Raw genomic sequence first — 16,289 nt, 5'->3', positions numbered from 1 at the left:
TTGGCGGCGGTGAATGCCCGCACGAAGTTACGTGCGATCAGCCGACGCGGATGGTGGTGTCCGAGGTGAATTCGTATTCCGGCACGACGAGATTGGTCGGCGCGGGGCCTTTGCGGATGCGCCCGGCGGTGTCGTAGTGCGACCCGTGGCAGGGGCAGAAATAGCCGCCGAACTCGCCCTTTTCCTCGCCCTGGCCGGCGCCCAGCGGGACGCAGCCGAGGTGGGTGCAAACGCCCAGCGTGACGAGGTATTCGGCCTTGCCTTCCTTGGTGCGGTCGGCGAGCGACTGCGGATCGCGCAGGCTCGAGACGTCGACCTGCTCGGCCTCGGTCACTTCTTCGGCCGTCAGGCGGCGCACGAACAGCGGCTGCGAACGGAAGGTCGCCTTGATCGCCATGCCGGGTTCGAGCGTGGCGAGGTCGACATCGGTGGTCGAGGCGGCGAGAACGTCGGCCGACGGCGCCATCTGGCTCACCAGCGGGTAGACCGCGCCGATCGCGGCGACCCCGCCCGCGCTCAGCGCGGCAATGTGGATCCAGTCGCGGCGGCGAACGCCTTCCTCGTCCAGCAGGTTCGGATCCGCCGTCGCGGCCCCACCCATGTCAGCACCAGAATTGGCCATGTGTCTCTACCTTGCCCTTGGTCTTGTCTTGCCCGCCTCGCCGCAGCGGGAAGCGACCCGGCGCGGCTTGGTTCTCGAAACTTTTCTGCTGCCGGCTCGATCCCGCAAGGGGCCTGCCGATCTGCTCTCAAGATGTCTCCCGGCACCGCCTGCCCGGGCACGACGCATCGTGCCGCATCGTCGACGGAACCGCGCCCTTACCCAGAAAGAACGACGAATCCAACACTGTTTTGAGCATTCCCCGTTCGGATACGTGCAAGCCGGTTCACGCTTTCGCGTCAGGGCAGCGCGATCACGCTGATCTGACGCCCGTAACCCGGCTCCCCAAGCGAGGAAGCCCTCCTGTAGGAGTGGTAACTCTGCTGATGTGAGAATGTATCCCCGCCAACATAATTTATTTTTCGCACGCCCGCTTGCGTAAGGCGCGCGGCGACGTAGCCCGGCAGGTCGAAATGCCAGCGCGGTGTGCCCTCGCGCGGCGGGGCAGGGGCGAAATGCGGCTCGTCGGCGGCGGCGAAATGGGCGCGGAAGGGCTCGTCGACCTCGTAGCTTTGCTGCGCGATGGTCGGCCCGATCGCGGCGGCGATGGTCGCGGGGTTCGCCCCGAGCGCTTCCATCGCGGCGAGGGTATTCGCGATCACCCCTCCTTTCGCCCCGCGCCAGCCGGCATGGGCCGCGCCGATCACGCCCGCCTCCGCGTCGGCAAGGAGGACCGGCGCGCAATCGGCGGTGACGATGCCGAGCGCAAGGCCGGGCCGGTCGGTCACCACCGCATCGGCGACCGGGCGGCCCTCGGCGGCATCCTCCCAGCCTTCCGTTACGGTCACGGCATCGGGCGAATGGACCTGGTGCGGCGCGACCAGCACCGCGCCGGGCCGGATCGCTTCGGCAGCTTCGGCCCTCAGCGCGGCGATGGCCTGAGCCTCGCCCGGCCCGCCATATCCGAACTGGTGCGCGCCGCCCGCGCTTCCGAAAAAGCCGTGCGGGACGCCGTCGAGCGCCTCGGCGCGCTCTATGGCGAAGCGCGTCACCTTCAGTCCTCGAGGCTGCGCGTCACCTGTTCATAGGTGTCGCGCGACAGGTTGCCCGCGGCGAGGATGCGTTCGAGCTCGCCCTTCATCAGCGCGGCGCGCCCCGGCTCGATCCGCCGCCAGCGCCCCAGCGGGGAGACGAAGCGCGCCGCGGTCTGCGGATTGATCCGGTCGACCTCTATGATGACATCGGCGATCATCCGGTACCCCTCCCCGCTCGCGTCGTGAAAGCCCTGCGGATTGCCCGCGAAGGCCATGTAGAGCGAGCGCAGGCGGTTGGGGTTCTTGAGAGTAAAATCGGGATGGCCCGAAAGCGCGCGGACCTGTTCGATCACGTCCGGGTGGAGCGAGAGCGCCTGCAGGGTGAACCATTTGTCGATCACCAGCGCATTGCCCCGGAACCGCTCGTAGAAGGCGGCGAGCCGCTCTTCGCGCTCGGGGCAGTCGAGCCCTGCGAGGACCATCAGCGCGCCCTGCCGGTCGGTCATGTTGTCGGCGGCATCGTATTGCGCGGCGGCAAGGCGGGCGGCCTTGGCCGGGTCGGCTGCGGCGATCAGGACGAGCGCCTGCGTCTTGACCTTGCGCGCGCCGCGACCCTCGGGCGCATCGAAGGCGATGCCGCTCGCGCGCTCGTGGATCGCTGCGAGCTCGCCCGCCAGTTCGCTGCCGAGCGCGGCCTTGAGCGCCTCGCGCTCGCGGTGGATCGCGCCGGGATCGGCCTTGCCGCTGCGCGAGGCCATGGCTTCGAAGAGGTAGGTCTCGCTCGGCAGCAGCATCAGCTCGCCGCGCATCGCATCGTCGAGATCGCCGTCCGCGAGCACCGCGCGCATCGCCGCGACGATCGCCGCGCGCCCTTCGGCGGCGGCGGTGTCCGACAGCTCCCCGCTCGCCGCGCCGACGAGGTGCGAGAGCGCGAGTTCCTGCATCGCTTCGGACCGGGCGAAGGGATCGTCGTCGCGGGCGGCGAGGAAGACGAGATCCTCGTGCGCCAGCTCGCGCTCGATGATGACGGGGGCGGAAAAGCCGCGATTGATCGAGACGACCGGATCGGGCCCGACGAGCGGGAGGTCGAAGGTCTGCTCCGCGGTGTCGAGCACCACCAGCCGTTCCTCGCCCAGCGCGCCGCCGTCAGGGGCGTTGCCGCGCGAATGGACCGCGACGCGCAGCGGGATCGGCATCGGCTGCTTGTCGGGCTGGCCGGGCGTGGCGGGCACGGTCTGCGTCAGGGTCAGCGCGAGCGTGTCGCCGTTCACTTCGGCGGCCACCTTCACCCGCGGCGTGCCGGCCTGCCGATACCACAGGCGAAACTGCGAAAGGTCGAGCCCCGCCCCGTCCTCGATGGCACGCACGAAATCCTCGCAGGTCGCGGCCTCGCCGTCGTGGCGGTCGAAATAGAGGTCGGTGCCGGCCCGGAACCGCTCCACGCCCGCCATGGTCCGCATCATGCGGATCACCTCGGCGCCCTTGTTGTAGACGGTCGCGGTGTAGAAGTTGCTGATCTCGCGGTAGCTGTCGGGCCGGATGGGGTGGGCGAGCGGGCCCGCGTCCTCGGGAAACTGCGCGGCGCGCAGGATGCGCACGTCCTCGATCCGCTTGACCGCCTCGCCTCTCATGTCCTGCGAGAAGAGCTGGTCGCGCAGCACGGTGAAGCCCTCTTTGAGCGAAAGCTGGAACCAGTCGCGGCAGGTCACCCGGTTGCCAGACCAGTTGTGGAAATATTCGTGCGCGATCACGCCCTCGACCGCGTCGAAATCGGCATCGGTCGCGGTGTCGGGGTCGGCGAGCACGTATTTCGTGTTGAAGACGTTGAGCCCCTTGTTCTCCATCGCCCCCATGTTGAAATCCGAGACCGCGACGATGTTGTAGAGGTCGAGGTCGTATTCGCGCCCGAAGGTCTCCTCGTCCCACCTCATCGAGCGGTGGAGCGATTCGAGCGCGTGGTCGGTCAGCGCGAGGTCTTCGCGGCGGACCCAGACATTGCATTCGACCGTGCGTCCCGAACGGGTGGTGAAGGGCTTGGAATTGGCCACAAGGTCGCCCGCGACCAGCGCGAAGAGATAGGACGGCTTGGGCCAGGGGTCGTGCCATTCGGCCCAGTGCGTGCCGTCGCCGTTCTCGCCTTCCGCCGTGCGGTTGCCGTTGGCGAGCAGGACCGGGAAGGTATCTTTCGGTCCCTCCATCCGCACGGTGTAGGTCGACAGGACATCGGGCCGGTCGGGGAAGAAGGTGATGCGGCGGAAGCCCTCCGCCTCGCACTGGGTGCACAGCATCCCGCCCGAGGCGTAGAGTCCCATCAATTGCGTGTTGGCGGCGGGGTCGACCTCGGTGACGACCTCGACCTCGTGCCCCTCGCCCGGAAGCGTGAGGACGAGGTCCGGCCCGTCCATGCGGTAATCGGCGACTTCGGCCCCGTCGATCGTCACCCGCTCCGGCGTGAGGCCGTCGCCGTCGAGCCGCACCTCCTGCGTCGCTTCGCCCGAGGCGGGGTTGCGCTCGATGCGAAGGGTCGCGGTGACGCGCGTCTTTTCGAGGCCGAGTTCGAAGGCGAGATGCGTGGTCGGGACAAGCCACGGAAAGGGCCGGTAATCCTCGCGCCGTATCACCGGCGGGTCGTGCGGGGTCGGCGCGGCATCCGCCACATAGGTGTTGCCGTCGGGGTTCGTCGGGGTCTTGGCTGCATCCATGATGCGCGATTTAGATTGATTCGCGACCGCGTCCAACCGCATGAGGCAGGGCCATGTCGCATTTGTTGATCTTCGGCCTCGGCTACACGGCGAAACGCATCGCAGCGCGCCTGCGCGAAAAGGGCTGGACTGTGCAGGCGACGGGGAGCGCGGGCGATCTCGATTTCGCGGACCGCGCTGGCGTGCTCGCGGCGCTGGGCGAGGCGAGCCATGTCCTCTCATCGGTCCCGCCCGACCGCTCCGCCGGAACCGACCCGGTGCTCGAAGCCTATGGCGAGGCGCTTTCCGGCAAGCCGCTGTTCTACCTCTCCTCGACGGGCGTCTATGGCGACCGGCAGGGCGCATGGGTAGACGAGGCCACACCGACCATCGCGCAATCCGGGCAAGGCCGCCGCAACGCCCGCGCCGAAGCGGACCTTGCGTGGCTGGAGATGGGCGCGCGGGTGTTCCGCCTTCCCGGCATCTACGGACCCGGACGCAGCGCGCTCGACCGCGTGCGCGAGGGCAAGGCCCGGCGGATCGACCTGCCGGGACAGGTCTTCAGCCGCATCCACGTCGACGATATCGCCAGCGCCGTGGTCGCCGCGCTGACGCAGGACGCACCGCCCGGCGCCTACAATATCGGCGACGACCTGCCCGCGAGCGGCAATGAAGTGACCGAACACGCCTGCCGCCTGCTGGGCGTCGAACCGCCGCCGCTCGAAACGCTGGAAGAGGCGCACCTCTCCGAAATGGCGCGCGGCTTCTACATGGAGAACCGCCGCGTCGCGAACGGCAAGGCCAAGCGGGTACTGGGGTGGAGGCCGCGATACCCGACCTATTTGGAGGGACTGGCAAGCCTGACCTGAGGAGCGAGGCCCGGCTGCGCAGCAGCCGCAAGGGCGACCGCCCGCCCGCAGCGGGCGCAGCTCCGCTGCGCGTCTAGCGAGGACCGCGCGCCCGGATGGGTGCGCGGCAAACAAAAAATCATCTCCGAAGCCGCGCCGATTCCTCGACCTGGATCGCCTTCTGCCGCCGGGCCCTGAGCGCGATCACCATGCCCAGCACCGCCAGCGCCATCCCGAGCATCGTCAGCCACGTCCAGCGATAGTCCTCGAACAGGGTCGAGAGCGCCATCGCCACTGCGATGGTGAGGATGGAATTGTAGGCCGTCCGCCCCGCGCCGATCTCGCGCACGAGGTTGTAATGCAGCGGGAAGGTCACGACCGAACCGATGAGGGCGAGATAGGCGATGCCCGCCCAGTAGGTCGGCTTCGCCGGGAAAGGCGGCGGCCCCGCAGTCGCGAATGCGTAGCCGAGATCGAACAGCGTCCCGTAGAGCATCGCCCAGGCGAGCAGGCTCACCATCGGCACGGCGCGGCCCGTGGGGTTGGCCTGGATGACGTTGGCAACCGAGGCGGCGAGGATGCCGAGCATGGCGAGCGCGATGCCGAGCAGGACATTGCCGCCGACCACGCCCGCATCGGGGTTCGCCCGCCATTCGTGGACCAGAAGGAAGGAGACGCCCACGATCGCCACCGCGCTGCCCGCGATGAAGCCGCCCTGCACCTTCTCGCCGAGGAAAAGGCGCGCGAACAGGGCGTTGGGGACCATCAGCAGCGCGAACATCATCGCGACGATGCCCGAGGTGACATAAAGCTCGGCGTGATAGACGAAGAGGAAATTGCCCGAGAACTGGAACAGGCCGACCAGCACCGCGAGCCTTTGTTCCGCACCTGTCAGGCGCAGCCGCCGTTTCATCAGCACCGCGACGCAGAACAGCGCCGGGGTGGCGAGGGCGAAGCGGTAGAACACGCTCCACGCCGCGGGCACGCCGTCGATCTGCCCGGTGATGACGAACCAGGTCGAACCCCAGATCGCGCCGGTCAGCACGAAGGGGAGGATGACCCTCCAGCTGAGCATTTCGGTTGTCGAAGCGCTCACAGGGCGGCGATCGCCTTACCGAGTTCCTGCGCGTCCTCGGCACGCGTGTTCCACGCGGTGACGAAGCGCGCCGCATCCGCGCCCCAGTCGTAGAAGGCGAAGCCCTGTTCGCGCAGCGCCTGGCGCTCCTGCGGGGAAAGCCGCACGAACAGCTCGTTCGCCTCGACCGCGTGCATCAGCCGCTCGCCGCAGCCGCTCGCGACCTCCTGAGCCGCCGCGTTGGCATGGGCCGCATTGGCGAGCCACAGGTCGCCTTCCAGCATGGCGAGAACCTGCGCGGCGAGGTAGCGGCCCTTGCACTGGAGGTGCCCTGCGCGCTTGCGGCGATAGCGCACCTCGGCGGCCTTTTCGGGGTCGAACAGGACCACGGCCTCCGCCCCCATGCCGCCGTTCTTGATGAAGCCGAAGGCGAGGCTGTCGACCGGGCCGCAGGCAGCGCGCGCGGCCTCGCCCGCATCTTGCGAAAGGCCGGCGGCGGCATTGGCGAAGCGCGCCCCGTCCATATGCAGGCCGAGCCCACGCGTCGCCGCGAACTTGCCCAGCGCCTCCAGCTCGGGAAGCGCATAGGCGCGGCCGTATTCGCTCGCCTGCGTGATCGAAATCGCGTGCGGCTGGACCTGGTGGACGTCGTCGCGGATCGGGTCGATCGCTGCGGCGATGCCCTCGGGGCTGAGCAGCGCGCCCTCGCCGGGGACGAGGATCAGCTTCGCCCCGTGGAGGAAAAAGCCCGGCGCGCCGCCCTCGTCGACTTCGATATGGGCTTCCTCGTGGCACACGACCGCGCCGTGGGGCGCGCACATCGTGCCCAGCGCAAGGCAGTTCGCCGCAGTCCCGGTCGCCACCCACAGCGCCGCGCATTCCCTCCCGAACAGGTCGGTAAAGCGCGCGTCGAGCTCGGCCGACAGCGCGTCCCCGTCATAGGGATTGTCCGGGCTGTCGGCGGCGCGCATCGCCTCCCACACCCTGGGGTGGACGGCGGCGGCATTGTCGGAGAGGAAGGGCTTGGTCATCACGGAACGCCTCTAGCCGCCATGGCGTTGATGGCAAGGAGGAGCAGCACGCATGACAAGAGCGCACGAACATGGCGCGGTTACGATCACCCACCACGTCCAGGGACAGGGCGGGGTCTATATCGCGGAAATCGAGGGCGAGCCGGAGGAAGGCTATCTCGAATGGCAGCCGGGCGACGAGGAGGACGTGCGCGTCGCGCGCACGACGGTCGTCCCCCGCCCCATCGGCGGGCGCGGGGTCGCCGCAGAGCTGACCCGGCGCATGGTCGAGGACGCGCGGCGCGAGGGCTTTCGCATCCGTCCCGACTGTTCCTATGTCGCGAAGAAGTTCGAGGAAAACCCCGACTGGGCCGACCTCAGGGCCTAGCGCCCCGCCCCGTCGAGGCGCGAGAAATCGGTCGCCGCGATCGTCTCGAGCACTTTCGCCCGCACTTCGCGCGCGCGCTCGAGCGGGACGCCCGGAATTGCGAACTCGCCCCCGGCAAGGCCGAGATGCACCGTCGCATAGCCACGCCACCGCGCGATCGGCCCCTGCGCGATCTCGACCGAATGAAGCTTGAGCCGGGTCGCGACCTGCGTTTTCGGCGAGAGGATCCCGCTCACCGCCATGATCTGCGCATCGTCGAGCGCGTGCCGCTTGAACCGCCACGCGAGCGCCTGCAGACCCATGTTGACCAGGCCGAGCAGGAACGGCCCGCCCGCCGCGAGCCAGGTCCATTCGGGCGCAAAAATCGCGGTGGAGACCCCGGCGATGATCGCGGCGAGGAAGAACCACAGGGAATCCCAGATCATCGCGTCGGTGCGGTATTTCACGCTTGCGCGGTGCCAGTCCTCGTCCGCGCCGGGCAGGCGGAAGCCGGCAGCGCTGGCGATGGGCTCGATTTCCTCGATCTGGGCGAAAGGCGCGACCACATGGCTCGACTGGCCCGCATCCTGCGCGAGGCTGACGAAGCTCAGCGATTGCCAGCCGAAACGGTAGCGCAGCCAGCCGGTCGCCAATTGCAGTCCCTGCACCCGGTGGACCGGCATAACCACGTCGGTCCGCGTGAACAGCCCGCGCCGCCGCCTGAAGCCCCTCGCCGTGCGTTCGAGCACGAAGCCCCACTCGCGCGCAAATGTCCGCGCGATGCCGGTCGCCGAGCCGATGAACAGCACCGCGACAAGGCCGATCAGCGCCGTGATCGCCTGCCCGTAAGCGCCGAGCTCGAACAGCCACCCGCCCTGCCGCTCGACCACTTGTTCGACCACGTCGGGGTCGATGTCGTCGAAATCGAAGAAGCTGTTGGCATACTGGAACAGGCCGCCCAGCACGGCGAACACCGCGAGCGAGAATTCGAACAGGCCGAAGGTGAAAATACGGCCCGTGTCCATCGCGAACAGGACTTCGCCTTCCTCCTCCGCAGCCGCCGCGCGCGCCTCGCCATCGGTCGGCCTCGCTGGCCCCTCCTCCTGCGCTTCGTCCCGCCGCTCACGCACCAATTGGCGCAGGCGTTCGCCCTCGGCGCTGGAGAGGAAGGCGAGCGCGAGGTCGTCCGCCCCGCCCGCGCCGGTCTCGAACTTGACCGCGACGAGATCGAACAGCCGCGCGAGCAGCGGTTGCTCGAGGCTCACGTCCTGGATGCGCTCATAGGGAACCGAGCGGGCCGCGCGCGACAGCAGGCCGCTTTCTACTCGGATGTCCTGTTCGCCAACGGTGTAGGTCAGCCGCCGCCAGCGCGCATAGGCGAAGGCCGAACCGATCAGCGTGATCGCAAGGCCGACACCGAGCCCGATGAGCAGCCCGGCCGCGCCGGTGGAGAAGGCGGCGAAGATCGCCGGGATGATCGCGCCCTGTGCGCTCGACAACGAGCCGACGATGACGCTCAAGGGCGCGGTGCGTTTCGGCTCGCCGCTGCGCGCGGCGTCCTCGACACCGCCGCCTGCAGGCTGCGCGGGGAAAGCGGGGCTGTCTGCGGTCACAGGCTCTCGCGCTTGATATGGGCGCGGATTTCCTCGCGCATCTCGCGCGCGTGTTCCTCGCCGAGGCCCGGCAGATCGACCGAGGCATTGTGCGTGCCCGCGGTGTGGAGCGTCATGGTGGCGATGCCGAAGAAGCGCTCGAGCGGCCCCTGGTCGACGTCTATGTGCTGGACCCGGCCGAACGGGACCACCGTGTCCGAGCGCCACAATATGCCCCGCACGACGCGCAGGCGGTCGGCGCTCATCTGGTAGCCGCGCGCGGCGAAGCGGCGCTGAGGGATCCGGATGATGAGGATTATCGCAAGCAGCAGCAGCGGCCCGGCGATCACGCCCGAGGGTATCGGCGCATCATTCGCCGCCAGCGCGGCTTCGGCAATCAGCGCGCCGATCAGGATCGGGATGAAGACGAACAGGGTCTGCAGCCGCAGCACCGTCTTGTAGCTCGGGTGCAGCGGCGTCAGCTCCTCGCCCTCGGCGACCGGCTGGATCCGGTCCGAAGGCAGGTTCGTGCCGGGGGCAGCGGCGGCGGGAGAGAGGGTCGATTCCATGCGAGCGACAATGTGGGCCGCAGCGCGGCGGCGCAAGCCCTCTCTCTCTGCCGGAAGCGCCTTTCCCCCGACCGGCGCGGCTCAGGCGCGCTGGTTGAAGCGGCGACCGATCAGGGCCGCGGCGATGTTGGTCTTCTGCACGTCGGTCGTGCCGCCAGCGATGCCCCAGCCGAACCCGTCGCGCAGGCGCTGCTCCATGCCGTACTCCTTGTGATAGCCGTATCCGCCCATCACCTGAACGCCCATCGCGGTGACCTCGCGCACGATCTCGTTGGCGTAGCATTTCGCGACCGAGCTTTCGTAGACCGTCGGCAGGCCGTCGGGCTGGTGCGCGGCGTTGGCGGCGGCGCGGTGGATGAGGAGGCGCGCGGCCTCGACCTTCATCGCCATTTCCGCGATTTTCAACTGCACCGCCTGGAAGTCGATGATCGGCTTGCCGAATGCCTCGCGCTCCTGGACATACTGCGTCGCCGCCTCAAGCGCGGCGGCGGCGACGCCGAGGCTCTGGGTCGCATTGCCGCAGCGTTCGAGCCCGAAGGCGCTCATCAGCTTGCCGAAACCGCCCGCGCCGATGATGACGTTCGCGCCCGGCACCTTCACGTCCTCGATCGCGTAGTCGGCGGTGGGAATGCCGCGAAAGCCGAGCAATTCCTCGCGCTTGCCGAACTGCATCCCCTCCATGTCCTTCTCGAGCAGGATCGCCCCGATCCCCTTGGCGCCCGGATCGTCGGTGAAGCGGCAATAGGTGACGTAATAGTCGGAATGGCCGCCGCCGGAGGTCCAGCGCTTGTAGCCGTTGACGACATAGCCGTTGCCGTCGGCGACCGCGCGGGTCTTGAGGTCGGTCAGCGCCGTTCCCGCGTCGGGTTCGGACATGGACACCGCAACGACCTTCTCGCCCCGGATCACCTCGGGCAGCACGCGCGCCTTCATTTCGTCGGAGCCGAAGCGCTCGATCGTGCGCACCGGGCCGACCAGCGCCTCGAACACCGGGAAAGCGACCGCGTTCGAGATCTGCGCGAATTCCTCGAGCACCAGCAGCGCTTCGAGATGGCCGAGGCCGAGCCCGCCGTATTCGGTCGGCAGGTTGACGCCGAGAAAGCCCATCTCGCCATAGGTCCGCAGCATCTCGCGCGGGACGGGGTAGTCCTTTTCCTCCATGTCGCGGGCGAGTTCGGGCAATTCGGCCCGGGCGAATTTGCGCGCGGTTTCCTGAAGCTCGCGCTGGTCGTCGGTGAGTGTGAAATCCATGGTCCCTCGATCCCCTTTATGCTCTTCCGCGTCCCCTAGCGCATTTGTGAGGGCGACGGGCAAGCCGCTTTTCGCGTAAGCCTTGGCCCACACGCAAAGAGGGAGAGAACGCGCGATGAAACTCTATTCCAGCCTCGGCCCCAACCCGCGCCTCGTGCGGATGTTCATGGTCGAAAAGGGCCTTGCAGAAGGCGAGGATTTCGAGCGCGTCCATTACGACATCATCACCGGCGAGAACCGGCAGGACGCAGGCTATCTCGCCAAGAACCCGCTCGGCACGATCCCGACGCTGGAACTCGACGACGGCACCTGCCTCACCGAAAGCTGGCCGATCTGCGAATATGTCGAGGAGATGCATCCGGAGCCCAACCTCTTCGGCGAAACGCCGGTGGAGCGCGCGACGGTGCGCAAGTGGGCGCGCCTGTTCGACCAGGAAGTGGTCGTGCCGATGACCATGGGCTTCCGCGCGGGCGCGGGCCGTCCGATGTTCGAGCCGCGCATGAGCGTCGTCTCGCCCGAAGCCGGGGCGGAGCTTTCCGCGATGGCGGACGAGAAATGGCGCTGGTTCGACAAGACGCTGGGGACAAGCGATCACTTCGCGCTGGGCCGCTTCACCTTCGCCGACCTCATCGTTTTCTGCTTCGCCAATTTCGGCTTCACCGTGGGTTGGAAACTGCCCGAAGGGACCGACAATCTCGCCCGCTTCATCGAGACGCATAAATGCCGCGAGAGCGCGGGCATCTGGCAGCAGGCCGAATAATGCCGGACCTGTCGGGCAAGGCCGCGCTCGTCACCGGCTGCGCCAGCGGGATCGGCGCGGCCACCGTAAGGCGGCTGGCGGCGGACGGGGCGCAGGTGTTCGGGACCGACCTCGACGCGAGCCGGGGCAAGGCGCTGTGCGAGGAAGTCGGCGCGCGTTTCGCCGTGCAGGACGTCTCGGACCGGGCGCTGTGGCCGGAGATCGTGGCGCAAGCGGTCGATGCCTTCGGGCGGCTGGACATTCTCGTCAACAATGCGGGCATGGTGACGGGCAAGAGCATCGGCGAGGTCGATGACGACACGTGGGACCGTGTGCTCGCCGTGAACCTCACCGGGACCATGGCCGGGTGCCGCGCCGCGATTGCCGCCATGAAAGGCAATCCGGGCGGGGCGAAAGGCTCGATCATCAACATCGCCTCGACCACCGCCATGGCCCCGCTCCCCACCGATGTCGGCTATTCGGCGAGCAAGGGCGCGGTGCGGGTCATGTCGAAATCCGTCGCCACGTGGTGCGCCAAGCAGGGCTTCGACATCCGCTGCAACACCGTGATTCCCGGCGCGACCGAGACGGGCATCCTCGATGCCGCCGAGGTCGATATGCCCGGCCTCAAGGCGGCGGTGGCGGCGACCTCTCCGATGAACCGCCTTGCCGATCCTGCGGAAACCGCGGCGGCGATCGCCTTCCTCGCGAGCGACGAATGCCCCTTCATGACGGGCGCGGAAATGCTGGTCGACGGCGGGGCGCTGTCCATTCATCCCGGCTTCTGAAGCCGGTTCAGCCCTCGGCCTTCATCCGATCGACATAGCCCGAGCGAGTCATTTCGCGCCCGGTCCACGCGAAGATCGCGAGCGCGACGATTCCCGCGCCGAGCGAAACGCCCAGCACCGACAGGGCGAGCGCCTCCTTGCCCCGGACCGGCTCGAGCGTGTCGCTGAGCCAGCCGATCAGGTAGAGGCCCACGGCCTGCCCGAACAGGTTGTTGAAGAACAGCGCGACCGCGACCGCGAAACCCCGCTGGGAAGGCGCAACGGCGGACTGGATGCCCGACATGATCGGCGCCTGGCTCGCGACGAAGATGGCATAGCCGACCGCGAACAGGGCAAGGAAGACCGCGAAATCGCCCGAGCGGAAAGCGAGCCACAGCGGCAGCAGGCAGAAAAGGCTCACGATGCCCGGAAACCAGGCGCGCCAACGCTCGTCGAAACGGGTCAGCCAGTCGGTCAGCACGCCTCCCAGCACCGGGCCGGGCACGCCGCCGATCAGGAAGGCAAGGCCGAGATAGAGCGCCACGTCGCCGACCGACACCTCGAACAGGCGGATCATCGCGGGCGCCATCCAGAAGGCGAGCGCATAGCCGATCATGATCTGCACCGCCCAGCCCAATGCAAGGCCGAGAAAGACCCGGTTGGCGAGCAGCGAGCGGATCGTCTCGCCCAGCGGCGTCTGGTCGGTGCTCATCCCCGCCGGGGCATAGCGCCCGCGGCGCGGCTCGATCACGGTGAGATAGAGCGCGGCCCCGATCAGGAACCCCGGCGCGGCCATCAGCACGAAGGCCCAGCGCCAGCCGAACGCTTCGGCCAGCAAGCCGCCCGCGATGAGGCCGGTCGCGGTGCCGAGGGTCGAGCCAAGCGTCAGGAACCCCATCGCGCGGGCCAGCTCGCGGCGGGGGAAGTAGTCGGCCAGCATGGACTGCGAGGCCGGGCCGGAGCACCCCTCCCCCACGCCGACCCCGGTGCGCGCGAAAAACAGCGTCCAGAACCCCGTCGCCGCGCCGCACAGCGCGGTCATCGCGCTCCAGAACGAAATCGCGCCCGCGACGATGTTCTTGCGCACCGAGCGGTCGGCCAGCCGCGCGGCGGGAAAGCCCGCGATGACGTAGGTCAGCGTGAACGCGACCCCGCCGAGCAGGCCGAGCTGGGCGTCCGAAAAGTCGAACTCGGCCTTGATGTCCTCGAGCAGGATCGAGAACACCAGCCGGTCGGCAACGCTGAAAAGCAGCGTCAGGATCAGCAGGAACAGGACATACCAGCGATAGGCGCTGCCCTCGCCCGGCGCGGCGGCTGGAGGCCCGGTGGTGGGAGCCTCAGTGGTGGGGTCGGGCGTCGAGGCCATTGTCCACCGGGATCGTCAGCCCGTTGAGGAACCGCGCCTCGTCCGAGGCGAGGAAGAGGACGCATCCCGCAACGTCCTTCGGATGGCCCAGCGCGTCGGCGGGCAGCGGGCCTTCGGGAATCTCCATCGGCGTCTCGCCAGCGCGGCCGGACACGCCCATCACCATCGGCGTCTCGATCCCGCCGGGCGCGAGCGCATTGCAGCGGATGCCGTAGCCCTGATCCTGGCAATGCACCGCGATCGAGCGGGTCATCGACGAAATCGCGCCCTTGGCGGCGGTGTAGGCAGGGATGTTGCCATAGCCCATCAGCGCCGCGGTCGAGGCCATGTTGACGATCGAGGAACCGCCCCCGCCGACCGCCTTGTGGCGATGCTTCATCAGCGGGATAGCGTATTTGCAGCCGAAGAAGGTGCCCATCACGTGAATGTCGAGATGGAGCCGGAAATGCTCGGTCGAGACGGTCTCGATGTCCTCGAAGATGACATTGCCGGCATTGTTGACAAGGATGTCGAGCCCGCCGTGGCGCTCCTGCACCGCCTGCATGACGTCCTGCCACTGGCTCTCGTCGGTCACGTCGAGCGCCATCGCATCGCCGCCGATCGCATCCGCGACCGCGTGCGCCTGTTCGACCTCGCGGTCGGTCACGATCACTTTCGCGCCCTCGGCTGCCAGCGCCTCGCAATCGGCCCGGCCCAGCCCCATCGCGCCGCCCGTCACGAGCGCGACGCGGCCCGCTACCCTTCCCGTCATGCCTCTCTCCCAAGCATTGTCTGTTTGGCAGCCGAACCTATTGCGCGGCCGCGCGCGCGCCACTGACTAAAGCGATGAGGCGGCAGGGCTCCCCTTGAAAAGTGCCAGTCGCGCCAGGCCGGGCGCGCGCGGTATGGCTGCGGCAAGGAGAGAGCCGATGGATGCAGCCGAAATCGCCCGCCTCAAGGCGCTGATGGAATGGGAAGGCCGCCGCACGTCGCCGCCGCGCGGTTTCCCCAAGCTCCCCGATATGCCCGCCGCGCGCTACACCTCGCCCGAGTATTACGCGCTCGAGAAGGAACGCGTGTTCCGCAAGAGCTGGCTTTTCGCAGGGCACATCGACGAGATCCCCGAGCCGGGCTGCTGGATGCGCTGGCACAATGCGGGCGATCCGATCGTCATCGTCCACGGCATGGATGGCGTCGTACGCGCCTTCTACAACACCTGCCGCCACCGCGGCGCACCGGTCGTGACCGAGGATTTCGGCAAGTCGAGCCGGTTGATGTGCGGCTATCACAACTGGACCTACAAGACCGACGGCACTCTGGTCGGCGTGCCCGAGCGGCAGGATTTTCCGCCCGATTTCGACATGAGCTGCCGCGGGCTCATCCCGGTGCGCTGCGAGCGGCTGGGCAATGTCATCTTCGTCAATTTCGACGACGAGGCCATGCCGCTCAAAGAGTGGATGGGGCCGCTGTGGGACGAATGGGCCGAATTCGCCTTCGACCGCATCCGCCTCGCCGCGCGCCATTCCTTCGACCTGCAATGCAACTGGAAGGTCGCGATGGAGGCCAACATGGAAGTCTACCATGTGCCCTTCATCCATCCCGAAACGGTCGCCCCGCTGGTCGATCCCAAGCGCAATCTCAACACCATGTATCCCAATGGCCACGCCCGGATGCTCGCCCCGCCGCCGCGCACGACGGACCGCGAACACGTGCGCGCGATCGATTCGCCGCCGGGGTGGAAACAGATCGAGAGCGTGGGCGAGCTGGGCCGCACCTGCACGCAGAGCTACACGCTGTTTCCCAACTGGGTCTCGCCGCTGTCCAATTACTTCGTGCCGCCGCTGGTGTTCTGGCCGACCTCGCTGACGACGACGCGGCTCGAACTGGTGACGATGGCGCTCGACTGGGGCGACGAGCCCGCGCCCGACCTGTGGACCGTGCCCGACGAGACGCAGCCGAACGGGCGGCAGATGAGCCCGATCATCCTCGAGGACACGCAGTTCGGCGAGGCGATCCAGAAATCGATGGAAAGCGCCGCCTTCAAGAGCGTCCCGCTGTCCTACCAGGAGGCGCGCATCTATTCCTTCCACCAGTCGCTCGACCGCATGATCGGGGTCGACGACGTGCCCGAGGAATTGCGGGTCGAACAGGTCATCGGCGAGGAGTGGACCTGGCCCAACGAACCGCGCGATGCGCTGCTCAGCGAAGAGGCCGGAGAGAGCCGCGACGCGGCCGAATAGGGGCGCGGCGAGCCGCCTGTGACGCTACGGCAAAGCTGCTTTTGGCGCGCGCTGTGACGAATTTGCCGCACTTTCGCAGGCTGCCTAGCGGTTTTGCTAGATGAGCGCGTGATACCCCCACCATACACGTGACAGCCTACCAAGAGGCGCAATCCAAAGCGCCCGGGTTG

Annotated in this window: 15 protein-coding genes; 5 read left to right on the top strand and 10 right to left on the bottom strand. The window is 68.1% G+C overall.

Features of this window, described 5'->3' with window-relative positions; all coding sequences use genetic code 11:
- Positions 1–37: 37 nt before the first annotated feature.
- The 3 genes from petA to pepN all read right to left on the bottom strand — a co-directional run bounded on the left by petA (position 38) and on the right by pepN (position 4,337).
- Complete coding sequence (gene petA / locus G9473_RS13900) at positions 38–601, bottom strand: ubiquinol-cytochrome c reductase iron-sulfur subunit (RefSeq protein ID WP_291138488.1); 564 nt, start codon at positions 599–601, stop codon at positions 38–40.
- 299 nt (positions 602–900) lie between these two features.
- Positions 901–1,653: a peptidoglycan editing factor PgeF gene (gene pgeF / locus G9473_RS13895; protein ID WP_291134014.1), complete on the bottom strand. Its 753-nt coding sequence runs from the start codon at positions 1,651–1,653 to the stop codon at positions 901–903.
- 2 nt (positions 1,654–1,655) lie between these two features.
- The gene (gene pepN, locus G9473_RS13890; protein ID WP_291134013.1) at positions 1,656–4,337 is read right to left on the bottom strand and encodes an aminopeptidase N; all 2,682 of its coding nucleotides are present in this window, start codon (positions 4,335–4,337) and stop codon (positions 1,656–1,658) included.
- A 53-nt stretch (positions 4,338–4,390) separates the two neighbouring features.
- Between pepN and G9473_RS13885 the strand changes: the two genes are divergently transcribed.
- Positions 4,391–5,185 carry an SDR family oxidoreductase gene (locus tag G9473_RS13885; protein WP_291134012.1) on the top strand — a complete coding sequence of 265 codons (795 nt, stop codon included), beginning with the start codon at positions 4,391–4,393 and terminating at the stop codon, positions 5,183–5,185.
- A gap of 118 nt (positions 5,186–5,303) precedes the next feature.
- Here G9473_RS13885 and G9473_RS13880 read toward each other — a convergent pair whose 3' ends face one another.
- Positions 5,304–6,260 (bottom strand): DMT family transporter, encoded by a 957-nt coding sequence (locus G9473_RS13880; RefSeq protein ID WP_291134010.1) that lies wholly within the window; start codon positions 6,258–6,260, stop codon positions 5,304–5,306.
- The gene (locus tag G9473_RS13875) at positions 6,257–7,270 is read right to left on the bottom strand and encodes a low specificity L-threonine aldolase (RefSeq protein ID WP_291134008.1); all 1,014 of its coding nucleotides are present in this window, start codon (positions 7,268–7,270) and stop codon (positions 6,257–6,259) included. The genes G9473_RS13880 and G9473_RS13875 overlap by 4 nt, the downstream gene beginning before the upstream one ends.
- Positions 7,271–7,322: 52 nt before the next feature.
- On the opposite strand from G9473_RS13875, the gene G9473_RS13870 reads away from it, so the two are divergent.
- Entirely contained in the window at positions 7,323–7,637 is a 315-nt protein-coding gene (locus G9473_RS13870; protein ID WP_291134007.1) for a GNAT family N-acetyltransferase, read from the top strand.
- Here the strand turns inward: G9473_RS13870 and G9473_RS13865 are convergent.
- The 3 genes from G9473_RS13865 to G9473_RS13855 all read right to left on the bottom strand — a co-directional run bounded on the left by G9473_RS13865 (position 7,634) and on the right by G9473_RS13855 (position 11,028).
- Positions 7,634–9,229 carry a PH domain-containing protein gene (locus G9473_RS13865; RefSeq protein ID WP_291134005.1) on the bottom strand — a complete coding sequence of 532 codons (1,596 nt, stop codon included), beginning with the start codon at positions 9,227–9,229 and terminating at the stop codon, positions 7,634–7,636. The two genes, G9473_RS13870 and G9473_RS13865, sit on opposite strands and share 4 nt — an antisense overlap.
- Positions 9,226–9,777, bottom strand: a complete 552-nt coding sequence (locus tag G9473_RS13860) for a PH domain-containing protein (protein WP_291134003.1) — start codon at positions 9,775–9,777, stop codon at positions 9,226–9,228. The genes G9473_RS13865 and G9473_RS13860 overlap by 4 nt, the downstream gene beginning before the upstream one ends.
- An 81-nt stretch (positions 9,778–9,858) precedes the next feature.
- Positions 9,859–11,028 (bottom strand): acyl-CoA dehydrogenase family protein, encoded by a 1,170-nt coding sequence (locus G9473_RS13855; RefSeq protein WP_291134001.1) that lies wholly within the window; start codon positions 11,026–11,028, stop codon positions 9,859–9,861.
- 115 nt (positions 11,029–11,143) lie between these two features.
- Between G9473_RS13855 and G9473_RS13850 the strand changes: the two genes are divergently transcribed.
- Complete coding sequence (locus tag G9473_RS13850) at positions 11,144–11,788, top strand: glutathione S-transferase family protein (RefSeq protein ID WP_291134000.1); 645 nt, start codon at positions 11,144–11,146, stop codon at positions 11,786–11,788.
- A complete protein-coding gene (locus tag G9473_RS13845; RefSeq protein WP_291133998.1) occupies positions 11,788–12,555 on the top strand; it encodes an SDR family oxidoreductase in 768 nt (255 codons plus the stop codon). Before G9473_RS13850 ends, G9473_RS13845 begins: the two co-directional genes overlap by 1 nt.
- A gap of 7 nt (positions 12,556–12,562) precedes the next feature.
- On the opposite strand, the gene G9473_RS13840 is transcribed toward G9473_RS13845, so the two are convergent.
- Positions 12,563–13,900, bottom strand: a complete 1,338-nt coding sequence (locus G9473_RS13840; RefSeq protein WP_291133996.1) for an MFS transporter — start codon at positions 13,898–13,900, stop codon at positions 12,563–12,565.
- Complete coding sequence (locus G9473_RS13835; protein ID WP_291133994.1) at positions 13,872–14,651, bottom strand: SDR family oxidoreductase; 780 nt, start codon at positions 14,649–14,651, stop codon at positions 13,872–13,874. Before G9473_RS13835 ends, G9473_RS13840 begins: the two co-directional genes overlap by 29 nt.
- A 157-nt stretch (positions 14,652–14,808) precedes the next feature.
- Here G9473_RS13835 and G9473_RS13830 point away from each other — a divergent pair, with 157 nt between their 5' ends.
- The gene (locus tag G9473_RS13830; RefSeq protein WP_291133993.1) at positions 14,809–16,119 is read left to right on the top strand and encodes an SRPBCC family protein; all 1,311 of its coding nucleotides are present in this window, start codon (positions 14,809–14,811) and stop codon (positions 16,117–16,119) included.
- Positions 16,120–16,289 lie beyond the last annotated feature (170 nt).

The organism is Erythrobacter sp. (assembly GCF_011765465.1).
GTDB lineage: Bacteria > Pseudomonadota > Alphaproteobacteria > Sphingomonadales > Sphingomonadaceae > Erythrobacter.
Note: the sequence above shows the minus strand (reverse complement) of the source record. Positions and strands in the feature narration are given on the sequence as shown.

Excerpts from the sequence above, each read along its gene's own strand:
- petA (WP_291138488.1), bottom strand. The coding sequence starts at position 601 with ATGGGTGGGGCCGCGACGGCGGATCCGAACCTGCTGGACGAGGAAGGC.
- pepN (WP_291134013.1), bottom strand. The coding sequence starts at position 4,337 with ATGGATGCAGCCAAGACCCCGACGAACCCCGACGGCAACACCTATGTG.
- G9473_RS13885 (WP_291134012.1), top strand. The coding sequence starts at position 4,391 with ATGTCGCATTTGTTGATCTTCGGCCTCGGCTACACGGCGAAACGCATC.
- G9473_RS13875 (WP_291134008.1), bottom strand. The coding sequence starts at position 7,270 with ATGACCAAGCCCTTCCTCTCCGACAATGCCGCCGCCGTCCACCCCAGG.
- G9473_RS13870 (WP_291134007.1), top strand. The coding sequence starts at position 7,323 with ATGACAAGAGCGCACGAACATGGCGCGGTTACGATCACCCACCACGTC.
- G9473_RS13860 (WP_291134003.1), bottom strand. The coding sequence starts at position 9,777 with ATGGAATCGACCCTCTCTCCCGCCGCCGCTGCCCCCGGCACGAACCTG.
- G9473_RS13855 (WP_291134001.1), bottom strand. The coding sequence starts at position 11,028 with ATGGATTTCACACTCACCGACGACCAGCGCGAGCTTCAGGAAACCGCG.
- G9473_RS13850 (WP_291134000.1), top strand. The coding sequence starts at position 11,144 with ATGAAACTCTATTCCAGCCTCGGCCCCAACCCGCGCCTCGTGCGGATG.
- G9473_RS13845 (WP_291133998.1), top strand. The coding sequence starts at position 11,788 with ATGCCGGACCTGTCGGGCAAGGCCGCGCTCGTCACCGGCTGCGCCAGC.
- G9473_RS13840 (WP_291133996.1), bottom strand. The coding sequence starts at position 13,900 with ATGGCCTCGACGCCCGACCCCACCACTGAGGCTCCCACCACCGGGCCT.
- G9473_RS13835 (WP_291133994.1), bottom strand. The coding sequence starts at position 14,651 with ATGACGGGAAGGGTAGCGGGCCGCGTCGCGCTCGTGACGGGCGGCGCG.
- G9473_RS13830 (WP_291133993.1), top strand. The coding sequence starts at position 14,809 with ATGGATGCAGCCGAAATCGCCCGCCTCAAGGCGCTGATGGAATGGGAA.